Genomic DNA, 12,591 nt, shown 5'->3' with positions numbered 1-12,591 from the left:
AATGACTTTGAGACCGAGGCTTTGCCTGGCGCGCTACCGCAGGGCATGAACAGCCCGCAGCGCTGCAACTATGGCCTCTACGGCGAACAGCTCAGCGGCACGGCCTTCACCGCCAACCCACCCGAGCGGACGTGGTGCTATCGCATTCGCCCGTCAGTCAAGCATTCGCATCGCTATGAGAAAATCGACCTGCCCTATTGGAAATCCGCGCCTTGTATCGACCCGGATGTGATCAGCCTGGGCCAGTATCGCTGGGACCCGGTTCCGCATTCTGACGCCCCTTTGAGCTGGTTGACCGGAATGCGCACCATGACGACGGCGGGGGATGTGAACACGCAGGTCGGCATGGCCAGCCATGTCTATCTGGTCACCGACTCGATGGTGGATGACTATTTCTTCTCGGCCGATTCCGAGCTGCTGGTGGTACCGCAAGACGGCCGCCTGCGCTTTGTGACCGAGCTGGGGATCATAGATCTGGAGCCACAGGAAATCGCGATCCTGCCGCGCGGGTTGCTCTACCGTGTTGAAGTGCTGGAAGGTCCGGCACGCGGATTTGTCTGCGAGAATTACGGGCAGAAATTCGAACTGCCGGGCCGCGGACCGATCGGTGCCAATTGCATGGCCAATCCGCGCGATTTCAAAGCACCCGTCGCGGCGTTCGAGGACCGAGAGGTGCCCTCAACCGTGACGATCAAATGGTGCGGGCAATTCCACGTCACTCAGATCGGTCATAGCCCGCTGGACGTGGTGGCATGGCACGGCAACTATGCACCTTACAAATACGACCTGCGCACTTACTGCCCTGTCGGAGCGATCCTGTTCGACCACCCGGATCCGTCGATTTTCACCGTCCTGACAGCCCCATCGGGCCAGCCAGGCACGGCCAATATCGACTTCGTCCTGTTCCGCGAACGTTGGATGGTGGCCGAAGACACCTTCCGCCCGCCGTGGTACCACAAGAACATCATGTCCGAGCTGATGGGCAATATTTACGGCCAGTATGACGCCAAACCTCAGGGCTTTGTTCCCGGCGGCATGAGCCTACACAACATGATGATCCCGCATGGTCCGGATCGCGAAGCGTTCGAAAAAGCCTCAAACGCCAATCTGGGGCCGGACAAGCTGGACCACACGATGTCCTTCATGTTCGAAACCCGCTTTCCACAGCATCTGACTGCCTTCGCCGCAACCGAGGCCCCTTTGCAGGACGACTATATTGACTGCTGGGCAGACATCGAAAAGAAATTCGACGGCACGCCCGGCAAAAAGTGAAACAACTAATCCGCTCGTGACAAAGTCTGGATATAGAATGCCTTTGATGAACTCCTGGGTGATATCGGCCAATGATGAAGCCCATCCTTTTCCCTTGAACAACCTGCCCTACGGGGTTTTTTCGACCGAAGGCGGCGAACCTCGTTGTGGCGTGGCCATCGGCGATATGATACTGGACGTCTCTTCCGCCGAGGTCGAAGGCCTGATCGTGCTGAGCAACGAACCTCTTTTCGATCTGCCTTTCTGGAATCCATTGATGGAAGAGGGTCCGGTTGTGTGGGCGGCATTGCGGGACCGGCTGATTAGCCTGTTGGCCGAAGACGCCGAAGAACAGCATAAAGTTGAGCCCCTGCTCGTCGCGCAAGACGATGCCGAGATGCATATGCCTTTCGCCGTTAGCGAATACACAGATTTCTACGCGGGTCGACATCATGCTTTCAACGTTGGCACCATGTTCCGGGGGCCAGAAAACGCGCTGCCCCCGAACTGGCTGCACATCCCAATCGGTTACAACGGTCGTGTATCGTCAGTGGTTGTTTCGGGCACGGACATCCGACGCCCCTGGGGTCAGCTGAAAGGTCCAAGCGACGCCCTGCCCCGGTTTGCCCCGTCGCAACGGTTCGATATTGAGCTTGAGATGGGCGCCATCGTTGGAACCCCTTCGGATGGTCCGATCTCCGTGCAAGAGGCGGATAACAACATTTTTGGCTACGTACTGCTGAACGACTGGTCTGCCCGCGACATTCAGGCTTGGGAATACCAGCCTTTGGGGCCGTTCCAGGCCAAGGCCACGGCAACCTCGATCAGCCCCTGGATCGTGACCAAAGCTGCGCTTGAGCCATTCCGCTGCAACACCCCTGCGCGCGAGTTCGAATTGCTGGACCAACTGAAGGATTGTGGCCCGATGCTATACGACATCGACCTTACGGTCACGTTGGCTCCCAAGGGTAAGGCGGCGACAACCATTGCCCGAACCAATTACAATGAGATGTACTATTCGGCGGCTCAGCAATTGGCCCATCACACCACGTCCGGTTGCCCGATGAATACCGGCGATCTGCTGGGCTCGGGCACAATTTCCGGCCCGGAAAAGCACAATCGCGGCTCCCTTTTGGAACTCAGCTGGGGTGCCAAGGAGCCATTTATGCTCGACACCGGTGAGACCCGCAGCTTTGTTGAAGACGGCGACACCCTAACCCTGACGGGCGCGGCGAAAGGCGACGGCTATCGGATCGGTTTCGGCGAATGCACGGGGCAAGTCCTCGCAGCACTCGACGATCCTTACAAACGCAACTGACACGAAAATCGCCCTCTCGGGCACCGGAGGACTCCCATGGCTAAAGCATTCGCATCGCAAGGCGATATGACAGAAAAGAAAATTACCTTCGATGAGATCGGCGAGGGCCTATGGGCCTTTACCGCCGAAGGTGACCCGAATTCGGGCGTCATCATAGGCGACGACAGCGTCATGATTGTCGAAGCTCAGGCCACCCCACGTCTGGCGAACAAAGTGATCGAGAAGGTGCGTGAAGTCACCGACAAGCCGATCAGCCATGTTGTGCTCACGCACTATCATGCGGTGCGCGTTCTGGGCGCCTCGGCCTTCAACGCTCCGCAGGTTATTATGTCGGATGTAGCGCGATCGATGGTCGTGGAACGCGGGCAAGAGGACTGGGACAGCGAATTCCAGCGTTTCCCACGCCTGTTCGAAGGTCATGAAAGCATCCCCGGCCTGACCTGGCCCACCACCACTTTCAGCGACAGCATGACGGTCTATCTGGGCAACCGCCGCGTGGATATCCAACAGATCGGCCGCGCGCATACGGCAGGCGATGCGGTGATCCATGTGCCTGATCAGAACGTCATGTTCACCGGCGACATCGTCGAGGACCACTCGGCCTGCTATTGCGGAGATGGTCACTTTGCCGATTGGGGCCAGACGCTGGACAATATCAAAGCCTATGACGTCGACGCCATCGCACCGGGGCGCGGCGGCGCGCTGATCGGCAAAGAGGCAGTCGAACGGGCCATCGAAAGCACTCGCGACTTTGTCAACTCCACCTACGAACCCGCCAAAAAGGTTGCGATGAAAGGCGGCAGCCTGAAAGACGCCTGGGATGCCGTACGCGACGCCTGCGATCCCAAGTTCAAGGACTACGCGATTTACGAGCACTGCCTGCCATTCAACGTCAGCCGTGCCTATGACGAAGCTCGGGGGATCGCCCACCCTCGCATCTGGACTGACAAACGTGATCTGGAAATGTGGGAACAGTTGCAAGGCTGAACCCACTCATCTCCTCCGAACTCAACAAGCTAGGTATTTCGATGCTTCAGGACCGATATTCCCTCGCCTTCAAGCTTTACCCTTATGAGAAATCAAAAGATCAAGACGCGCCCGTTGCGGTGCGCCACCCGGTTGTCATAGTCGGAGGCGGCCCTATCGGCATGGCCGCCGCGCTGGACCTTGGTCGACAGGGCATTCCGGCGTTGGTTCTGGACGATCACGAAGGGATCGGCATGGGAAGCCGCGCCATCTGCTTTGCCAAGCGAACGCTGGAAATCGCCGACCGTTACGGATGCGGCGCGCCGATGCTCGAAAAAGGGGTGGTCTGGAATGTTGGGAAGGTGTTTCAGGATGATCGAAAGGTCTTTGAGTTTAACCTCTTGCCAGAATCCGGCCATCGTAACCCTGCCTTCATCAACTTGCAGCAGCCCTACTTCGAAAAGTTTATTTTCGAAGCGATATGCGCGGAACAGGAACGCGGCGCGCCGATTGAAATCCGAGGCAAGAACCGGGTCGAAGCTGTAGACGTCAAGGACGACCATGTTGTTCTGTCCGTCACAACTCCGGACGGGCCTTACCAGCTTGAGGCGGACTGGATGATCGCCTGCGATGGCGCTGGATCGCCAACGCGCGACATGCTGGATCTGGGTTTTGAAGGCCGGGTTTTTCAGGACAGCTTTCTGATCGCTGACATCCGGATGAAGAACAACACGTTCCCGACAGAGCGCTGGTTCTGGTTCGAGCCCTACTTTAAGTCCGGCGCCTCGACTTTGCTGCACAAACAACCTGATGACGTGTGGCGCGTGGACTTCCAGATCGGCTGGGATGTCGATCGCAAGGAAGAGTTGAAAGAGGAAAACATCCGCAAGCGGCTGGATGCGATGTTGGGCGATGACGTCGAATATGAAATGGTCTGGTCATCCATCTACACCTTCCAGTGCCGGCGTATGAACAAATTCCGCCACGGGCGCGTTGTTTTTGCTGGCGACGCGGCACATCAAGTGTCGCCCTTCGGGGCACGCGGCGCGAATTCCGGCTTTCAGGACGTCGATAACCTTGGCTGGAAACTTGGCCTCGTGATTTCCGGCAACGCGCCAGAAAGCCTTCTGGACACCTATGATGACGAACGGATCTACGGAGCGGATGAAAATATCCTGAATTCGACGCGTTCGACTGATTTCATCACACCAAAATCGAAGGTGAGCAAGAATTTCCGTGACGCTGTGCTTAGCCTGGCGGAACGCCACACATTTGCGCGGCCTCTGGTGAACTCGGGGCGTCTGTCAGTGCCCTGTACCTATGATCACTCGTCCCTGAACGGAGCAGATGACCTCGCAGGAGGTCCTGACACGTCCAGAGTAGGATCTCCATGCAAGGATGCCCCGGTTGGCGACGGCTTCCTTCTAGATCAGCTTGGAAACGACTTCGTGGTTTTGGCACTCAACACCCAAGTTCCGAATAGCCTCAATATCGACGGTATCAAGGTCAGAAGCGTGTCCCTTACAGCTTCGGACGCATTGGCGGAGCGTTACCTTGGCTCCGAAAGCCAGGCGGTCTACCTCGTCCGCCCCGATCAGCATGTCGCGGCGCGATGGCGCGATTACAACAAAGCTGCTCTGCGTTCAGCAGTCCTTAAAGCCTGCGGAAAGGAATAAGCTTATGCCCCTGATTACCGAACCAAATTTGTATTCCCCGGATGATTTTTACGCAGACCTCATCGCAGTGCATGAAGGGCTGTCGGATGAGGAAAGCGAAGCCCTAAACGCGCGCCTCATTCTCATCCTCTCCAATCACATCGGAGATGGAGAAACACTAAAACAGGCACTGGAGGCCGCGAAGAAAAGCTAACCTCTTGGTTGCCGGCCCGACAACTTTTCGGCTGTACTGGAACCAAGGAAACAGCTTCGTCCCGAAAGACCCCGAACTCGTGCCCGAAATGCGCCACATCTATCAAGAGCTATACGATGATAGCGTTTTGGTACGGATCAACGCCAACAGCATCATCCTTCCCCCGCCTCTAATCATATACCGATCGAGTAGGCTGATCAGATCCTGAATGGTCTGCATTCGATGCAGCAAAACTAACAGAAAACAAGAAGACACAAAATGAATGGGCGGCCTATTGCAGGCCGCGCTTTTAGTTTCATTTGCCATCAATCACTCGCGGATCGTCAACGCCGGGTTATGTGCAAAAAAGTTGAACGGCATGATGTGAACCGTCTTCCATTCGGTCGACATCACAGGCCAGTCTTCCATACGCGGGATGTGGTGGAACCCTGCGGTGAACCAGGACACAATATCCTGACCCATCAGCGTCTTGTCCTCTTTGACCCATTCCGCCAGCGTGTCAGAACCGTCGCTTTGCATCGCATATTTGCCACCTGCATAGCGCTGCTCTTGGTCATAGACAGTCGTCCACGAGGAGTACTCGATATAGGCGTTGCGCTTGAACGGCGGGTCGCTTTCAAAGTCGAACGGACCGTATGCGATCGAGCCGTGGTGGATCATCCAGCCCGGAGTGTGGCCCAGATACCCTTCCGATTGCGGGTTCGAGATATGGACGTGACGCGGTTTGGAGGCGCTGAAGCGATAGCGCGCGTCCAGCTCACTGTCCGGCATAACATGCTGCCACGTCCACATCGATTTGCGCGGGCTGTCCGCAGGTATTTCGGCCGGGACGATTTCCATCAACCCCATGTGGTTGACCGGCTGGTCGATGTCAAAGTCGATCCGGAAGTTGAAATAGTGGTCATGGTTGGCCGCAACCAGATGCGGTGCAATCAACGTGCCATACTTGGTGTCTTCCGCAGCGGTTTCATCATTCATCGAGGTCGAAACCACGCCTTTGACCGCGTCCAGACCGGTTGCGCCGATCTTGATGAACATCTGACCGTCCTGCTTGAAGCGGTAGTCGATCAGATAGTCATAGTTACCGACCTCTGACGCAGTGCGCACAACCAATTCGGTTTCCGAGCGGCCCTCTGCGGGTACAAAGTTGTCCGGCGTCTGTGCAAAGATCTCAAAGTGGCGCCAAGCAGGGTCACCAATGTTGCGCTCGAAGATGCAGATCGCATCCGGAATTTCCAGCGGCATACCTGCGTCATCCGCGATTACGGCAGGAAGGAAGGTTGCATATTCAGGGCAATCCACACCCGCACGCAACGGCGTCAGGAACAGACCGAAGCCATATTCGCCACTGTCCATATAGGTCCGCCAGTACCACCCCTCTGTCGGGTCCATATAGGGGACAAACACTTCGGACAGATGCGTCTGATAGATGATCGAACGCCAATTGCCCTGATCGTTGACATCTATGTTCGAGACGACCAGCCCCGCACGCTTTTCCGCGCGTAGATTCATGCGCCAGATGTCCCAATCCAGATGGTTGCCGTCCAGAGTGTAATTCGGGCCACCTTCCTGCGTCAGCAGAACCTTGTTGGCTTCCGGGCGCAACTCGACCCGTTCGGCCACCTCTTCGGCCGTGTAACCCCAGGCGTCTTGCGGCAGGGGGATCGCACCGGTGTCGATGACCTCGACAACCTCTTGCTTGCCGATGTCGTAGATTGCGAACAATCCTTCGATCGGCTTTGCGTAGAAGTTCGAGCCCGTCGGGTTCTGATAACAGGGCACCTTCATCAGGCGGGTGCCATCGAATTCGGGGGTAAAGAAGTTACCTGCTGTCAGCGGCAGACAAAACGCGTCTTCATTTGTCAGGCCACGCGCTTCGAGCCCCGCGATCATATCCGGGTGACCCAAAGCCCCTTCCAGTGCACCGATGAACTCCGCAAACAATACCATCGGCTGACCCGAGCCTTCGATGGCAAAGTTTTCTTCAACGGTGCCTTGCGTGATGTTCACGATAGCTTCGCTGAATCCTTCGTCGGTGGTGTATTGCACCATCGCCTTGCGATCCAGTGCCTCGCCTTCTTTCCAAACCAGAACTTCGGCTTTCGACGGCTCGTGCAGATCGATCAAAGGGTACAGTGTCTCGTCGGTGACGGTGCCGCTTTCTTTCAGGATCGTGTTGATTTGCTGGAGTTCGTCCGGCGTTAACCCGTCCAGGGGATGTGCCAAAGCGCTGCCGGCGAAAACGGCGCCCAGTGCAGTTGTGGCAAGGATACTTCTGATCTTCATCTCTTCCTCTCCTGTCTTGTTCTTAGCTGAATACGACTTGGATATCGGTGTATTCGGCCAAACCTTCGTCCGCGAATTCGACACCAACGCCAGATGATTTGACCCCGCCGAACGGGGCATTGGGTTGAATGGCGCCATGTTTGTTGATCCAGACCGAGCCACACTCCATGCGGCTGGCAACGGCCTTGGCGGCGTCGATATCGGACGACCAAACCGAGCCACCCAACCCGTTCGGGCTGTCATTGGCGGCCGCAATTGCGTCTTCCACTTCTGAATACTTGATGATTGGCAGCGCCGGGCCGAACTGTTCTTCATCGACCAACGGATCGCCGTTATTCAGACCCGCGATGATCGTTGGAGGGAAGAACAGCCCGTCGCCCGGCGCACCGCCCAGCAAGACCTGGCCACGTTCTTTCGCATCGGCCACCAGGCGGCTGAACTTGTCAAACTGCATCTTGTTCTGGACCGGACCCAGGATCGCATTGTCGTCCATGCCATCTCCCACCGGGATATTACGGGCGAAGGCCACTAGGGCGTCGCAAACCTCGTCATGGATGCTTTCGTGGACATAAAGACGTTTCATCGCAGCGCAGGTTTGGCCGTTATTGATGAAACCGCCCCAGAACAAACCTTCGGCAATCGCTTGCGGGTCTGCGTCGGGCAGAACGATACCGGCATCATTGCCCCCCAGTTCCAAGGTCAGGCGTTTCATGGTTTCCGCGGCCGAGGCCATGACTTTTTGCCCAGTAGCGCAAGAACCAGTGAAGACAATCTTACGGATATCGGGATGGGCCGACATGACCCCTCCGATATTGTCGCCTTTGTCGTCGCTTGTGATCACGTTCACGACGCCCGCAGGCAGTACTTCGTTCATGATCTGAACAAGGCGAAGGGTCGACAATGGGGTCAGAGGCGAGGGTTTGATAACCACAGTATTGCCGGTGCGCAGCGCTGGCATGATATGCCAGATCGCAATCATCACTGGGAAGTTCCAAGGGGTGATCGACCCCACAACGCCCAGCGGCTTGCGGTGCAGTTCAACGCGGCCTTCGTTGTTATCTTGCAGCACTTTCATTGGTAAGGACAGCCCGGCAGTGTATCCTGCCCAAGCCCCTGCCCCGCCCATTTCCCAGCGCGATCCAAGCCCGTTAAGCGGCTTACCCTGTTCGGCTGTAATAATCTGTGCGAGTTCCTCGGAATGCTCTCCGATCTTCTGCGCTACGGCCTCGCATGCGGCCTGCAGTTCTTCGTCCGATTTGGCCGACCAGCTTTCGAAAGCAACTTTCGCAGCTTTGACAGCATTATCCAGATCAGCGCTTGTCGCGTTGGGCGCACGCCCTGCGACTTCACCGGTTGACGGGTTAAATACGTCAAAGCTGGTGGCGGTAGATACCGGTTGACCCCCGATAGTCAGATCGTATTCGATCACGGCTTGTCCTCCCTAAATCGCGATGCCTGTGCGCGAACGCAGCAAGGCTGGGGAGCACTATTATCCGACCGGTCGGTCGAGTCTTGGGGTTTTGCGCCAAATATTATGGCTTAGGACGACATATTCTTCCGCACCGCCCCCGGTGAGACACCAAATCGTTCCCGAAAGACCTTGTAGAAATGCGACAGGTCGTTGAAACCGGAATCATACGCAACCGCAGCGATCGTGTCGCGCCCTACGTCAGAGTGCACCTCTTTTAGCCGGGCTTTCGCTGTTTCAAGCCGCACGGTCATAAGGCGTTTGCTGGCGGTTTCCCCAAGGGTTCCAAAATGACGCTGAAGTGTCCGAGGCGAAACCTGCAATGCTTCGGCTAATGCCTGCGGTCCGAATGCAGGATCCATCGCGTTCTGTTCAATCACTTGAAGAGCGCGCGAGAGGACCGCGTTTGCTTCTCGCCCGCGTTGGTCTTCCTGATGGCTGACACAGCGGAAATACGCGCCTAACAAGCTCAGAAAGGCTTCGCCCAAATGTGGGGCTACAGCAGCTTCCTTGGTAAATATCTTGGCCAGCACGGCACGCATGGCGAAAAACAGGGGGTCGTTTCGGTCTACCGAAATACCGCCCGTGCAGATCTCACCGAACCTGTGGACCATCTCGTCGCGTGGCAAATGGATCGAGACCTGACGCGAGTTCATCCCGTCATAAACAAACTCGGAGCGTTTCGCGCTGTCGACCAGATACATGTCGCCCGGTCCCAGCAAAACCGATGTATCATTCTGGTGGATACGGCAGTTTCCCTTATCCTGGATGAGAAGAAACAAGTGCTCTCCGGGGTCTTGTCGGATCATACGCTCGTCCCGAAAAACCCTTTGTGCGTCCAGTGATACGATTGCCGTCTCAAAGCGTGAGACCGGCAAGGTGGAGATATCCCCGTCAATACGTCCGCGCGTGGCAAAACTGGACTCGACAGCAAACTGCCCGCAGATCTTTTCCAGATCCCGAGAAAAACCTTCTACAGATCGTGAACGCAAATTCGTCCGCACAAGCGGTTTAAAATATGCGCTATCTGGTTGTGGCTTCATGGGTGTTGGGCTTGTTGTGACTGGATCGGCGTAAAGAGTACCCGTGATGTGAGTTTTCAGCAAAACGTTTTGCAATTTGTAAGACTGGTGGATTTGGCGAGATAGGCCCGAGGCTTTGGCGTCAGTCCAGACCGAAGACCAGCCGACTTGGCCCTTGTGGCTACAAACCGGAATGATTGCAGGGATTTCGCTTGTACTCACCGGACTATATGTAACTCGGCCCAAACTGTTTGCGGTAGGACGTTAACCACGGGCTGGCAAATTGGTTGCGGCGCGTTCTCAGTTGTGAATAGCTAGGAGCCAAATTTTCAGCCTGTGAATTCGCATAGTCCAACTGGTCTTTCATTCCCCATTGAGCGAATTTCTGAACCCCCGGATAGTCGAGAATCTGAAGTGTTGCCGAATGGCCCATTGCGATCAGTCGTCAGGCCACGTCCGACAAACCCCAGCCCTACATTGCTATTTTTCTTGTCATCCCAGAAACTTGGGCCTCGCATCAGACTAGAGGACGGACCCAAATTCGGTCCAGTCAAGCGATTCACAAAGGCGTTTTCAGTCCCAAAGTCTTCAGCGTGTCATCCATCGTCTGGCTCCAGCGTTCTCTCAGAGAACTGTTATTATTCCGCCTCAGACCAAGAGATCTCAATAACTCGAACCGTTTCGGATCGTCGCCCCCGAAAGACACCGCGACGCGAGGCCACCAATAGTCGATCGAAACCTGCATTTGCTCAGTTTCGCCTCGTTCGATCAACTTAATTGCGCCTTCCATCGCCAATTCACCATGGTGTACTTCGATCGGAGCAATTGAGCGGAACGCCTCGGCCAGGGGTTGGTAGGAAATCGTCGAATACTCAGCCAGTTGTTCGGCGACGGCGCGGCTCATGAGCAAATTCATGATCACGGCATCCGTCCAACCTGAGAATGGATAGTTGAACACAGCCAAGCGCATATCATGTTCGGAACGCGTTGCTCCGATGTCCGCTTCCCGGCTTAGCCGGGCCGTCCAAGGATGATGATTTGCGTAGCGTTCCGTGTCGGCTCCAAACTCTCCCATAATGTTCAGAACGCGATTTGCATGATCCGTTTTCTCAAGCACGATCTTCGCGGCAGCGATACGTTCTTTAATTCCCGGCCCGAGGTTAATTACGTCAGCAAAACCGGCAGCGCCTGCTAATTCACTGTCAACAAAAGTTGCCATCAGTTTCAGCAACTCAGCGCGATAGCGCGGTGGAACATTTGAAGGGTTGGTCAGCACGCCGCCTGCGGCAAGATAGCTGTCGAGAGTCATCGTATCGGTCATGTCTACCTCTCCTCTACTGATCGTAATCCACGACCACACGGTCCGTTATCGGATAGGCCTGACAACTGAGCACATAGCCCTTCTCGACCTCGTAATCCTCAAGCGCGTGGTTTGCGACCATCTCGACCTCACCTTCCAGCACTTTGCAGCGGCAGGTCGAACAGACCCCGGCTTTGCAGGCATAGGGGGCGTCCAACGCGTTTTCCAAAGCAGCATCCAGAATGGACAGGTCCTTGGGGATGGTCAGAGTCTGGGTTGACCCATCCAGCGTAATGGACGCGTTGGTCTGATTGTCTGTCCGACCGGCATCTGCCGAACTTGCTTTGCGTTTTGCTCGACCCGGCTGGGCGCTGGCAAAAAGTTCGAATTTGATCTGGCTGTCGTCTAGCCCGTGGTCGCGCAGGGCCGCTGCGATCCCCAGCATCATGGGTTCAGGACCACAAATGAACGCCGTATCGACGTTTTCGATGTCGACCCAGTGCTTGAACAGTTCGGCGCATTTTTCCCGCGTGACCAGCCCGGTGAACAGGTCGATTTCCTGGGAATCCGTCTCAAGAATATGGATCACGTTAAGGCGACCCATATACAGGTTTTTGAGGTCCTCTAGTTCTTCGCGGAACATGATCGTGTTGATGCCTTTGTTGGCATAGATCAGCGTAAACCGCGACCGGGGTTCACGGGCGAGCGTCGTTTTGAGGATCGATAGAACAGGCGTCACCCCGGACCCACCGGCAAAACCGAGATATTGCTTTTCTGAATCTGCATCGATGGGAGCGTGAAAGCTACCCATCGGCGGCATTGCCTGCACGATGTCCCCGACATTCAGTTCCGAATTCGCCCAGCTCGAGAACGCCCCGCCATCGACGCGCTTGATGCCAACCTGCAGAACTCCGTCGTCCTTGCCCGCGCAGATCGAGTAGGACCGGCGCAGTTCTTCGCCGTCGAACTCGCGGCGGAACGTCAGGTATTGGCCTGCGGTAAAGTCAAACTCTTGCGCGGCACCATTCATGGGCTCCAGCGTTAGGACCACCGCGTCGCGGATCGTTTTGTGGATATCGGTGACCTTCAGGTCGTGGAAACGTGCCATCCG

The 12,591-nt window shown here is 56.1% G+C and carries 10 protein-coding genes; 5 read left to right on the top strand and 5 right to left on the bottom strand.

Annotated features, from left to right (window positions below; translation table 11 throughout):
- The 5 genes from hmgA to ACP15L_RS14630 all read left to right on the top strand — a co-directional run.
- Nucleotides 1–1,272 (top strand): homogentisate 1,2-dioxygenase (gene hmgA, locus ACP15L_RS14650; protein WP_425084744.1); only part of this gene is annotated, 1,272 nt, incomplete at its 5' end.
- Between the two features lie 37 nt (nucleotides 1,273–1,309).
- Entirely contained in the window at nucleotides 1,310–2,569 is a 1,260-nt protein-coding gene (fahA, locus tag ACP15L_RS14645) for a fumarylacetoacetase (RefSeq protein WP_425084743.1), read from the top strand.
- A gap of 36 nt (nucleotides 2,570–2,605) precedes the next feature.
- Complete coding sequence (locus tag ACP15L_RS14640) at nucleotides 2,606–3,556, top strand: MBL fold metallo-hydrolase (RefSeq protein WP_425084742.1); 951 nt, start codon at nucleotides 2,606–2,608, stop codon at nucleotides 3,554–3,556.
- 41 nt (nucleotides 3,557–3,597) lie between these two features.
- Nucleotides 3,598–5,211 carry an FAD-dependent oxidoreductase gene (locus ACP15L_RS14635; RefSeq protein ID WP_425084741.1) on the top strand — a complete coding sequence of 538 codons (1,614 nt, stop codon included), beginning with the start codon at nucleotides 3,598–3,600 and terminating at the stop codon, nucleotides 5,209–5,211.
- Nucleotides 5,212–5,215: 4 nt separating this feature from the next.
- Nucleotides 5,216–5,404: a DUF2783 domain-containing protein gene (locus ACP15L_RS14630; protein ID WP_170641517.1), complete on the top strand. Its 189-nt coding sequence runs from the start codon at nucleotides 5,216–5,218 to the stop codon at nucleotides 5,402–5,404.
- A gap of 309 nt (nucleotides 5,405–5,713) precedes the next feature.
- On the opposite strand, the gene ACP15L_RS14625 is transcribed toward ACP15L_RS14630, so the two are convergent.
- From ACP15L_RS14625 to ACP15L_RS14605, 5 genes are all read right to left on the bottom strand, one after another.
- Nucleotides 5,714–7,690, bottom strand: coding sequence for a tyramine oxidase (locus ACP15L_RS14625; RefSeq protein ID WP_425084740.1), 1,977 nt, complete (start codon nucleotides 7,688–7,690; stop codon nucleotides 5,714–5,716).
- A gap of 22 nt (nucleotides 7,691–7,712) precedes the next feature.
- Nucleotides 7,713–9,119: an aldehyde dehydrogenase family protein gene (locus ACP15L_RS14620; protein WP_425084739.1), complete on the bottom strand. Its 1,407-nt coding sequence runs from the start codon at nucleotides 9,117–9,119 to the stop codon at nucleotides 7,713–7,715.
- 110 nt (nucleotides 9,120–9,229) lie between these two features.
- On the bottom strand, nucleotides 9,230–10,201 hold the full coding sequence (locus ACP15L_RS14615) for a helix-turn-helix domain-containing protein (protein ID WP_425084738.1): 972 nt from the start codon (nucleotides 10,199–10,201) through the stop codon (nucleotides 9,230–9,232).
- Nucleotides 10,202–10,739: 538 nt separating this feature from the next.
- The gene (locus tag ACP15L_RS14610) at nucleotides 10,740–11,501 is read right to left on the bottom strand and encodes a Phenylacetic acid catabolic protein (protein WP_425084737.1); all 762 of its coding nucleotides are present in this window, start codon (nucleotides 11,499–11,501) and stop codon (nucleotides 10,740–10,742) included.
- Between the two features lie 13 nt (nucleotides 11,502–11,514).
- Nucleotides 11,515–12,588: a 2Fe-2S iron-sulfur cluster-binding protein gene (locus ACP15L_RS14605; protein ID WP_425084736.1), complete on the bottom strand. Its 1,074-nt coding sequence runs from the start codon at nucleotides 12,586–12,588 to the stop codon at nucleotides 11,515–11,517.
- Nucleotides 12,589–12,591: the final 3 nt, after the last annotated feature.

It is taken from the genome of Ruegeria profundi (genome assembly GCF_049800715.1).
Classification (GTDB): domain Bacteria; phylum Pseudomonadota; class Alphaproteobacteria; order Rhodobacterales; family Rhodobacteraceae; genus Ruegeria; species Ruegeria profundi_A.
This window is presented reverse-complemented; position numbering and strand designations above follow the sequence as displayed.

Excerpts from the sequence above, each read along its gene's own strand:
- fahA (WP_425084743.1), top strand. The coding sequence starts at position 1,310 with ATGCCTTTGATGAACTCCTGGGTGATATCGGCCAATGATGAAGCCCAT.
- ACP15L_RS14640 (WP_425084742.1), top strand. The coding sequence starts at position 2,606 with ATGGCTAAAGCATTCGCATCGCAAGGCGATATGACAGAAAAGAAAATT.
- ACP15L_RS14635 (WP_425084741.1), top strand. The coding sequence starts at position 3,598 with ATGCTTCAGGACCGATATTCCCTCGCCTTCAAGCTTTACCCTTATGAG.
- ACP15L_RS14630 (WP_170641517.1), top strand. The coding sequence starts at position 5,216 with ATGCCCCTGATTACCGAACCAAATTTGTATTCCCCGGATGATTTTTAC.
- ACP15L_RS14625 (WP_425084740.1), bottom strand. The coding sequence starts at position 7,690 with ATGAAGATCAGAAGTATCCTTGCCACAACTGCACTGGGCGCCGTTTTC.
- ACP15L_RS14615 (WP_425084738.1), bottom strand. The coding sequence starts at position 10,201 with ATGAAGCCACAACCAGATAGCGCATATTTTAAACCGCTTGTGCGGACG.
- ACP15L_RS14610 (WP_425084737.1), bottom strand. The coding sequence starts at position 11,501 with ATGACCGATACGATGACTCTCGACAGCTATCTTGCCGCAGGCGGCGTG.
- ACP15L_RS14605 (WP_425084736.1), bottom strand. The coding sequence starts at position 12,588 with ATGGCACGTTTCCACGACCTGAAGGTCACCGATATCCACAAAACGATC.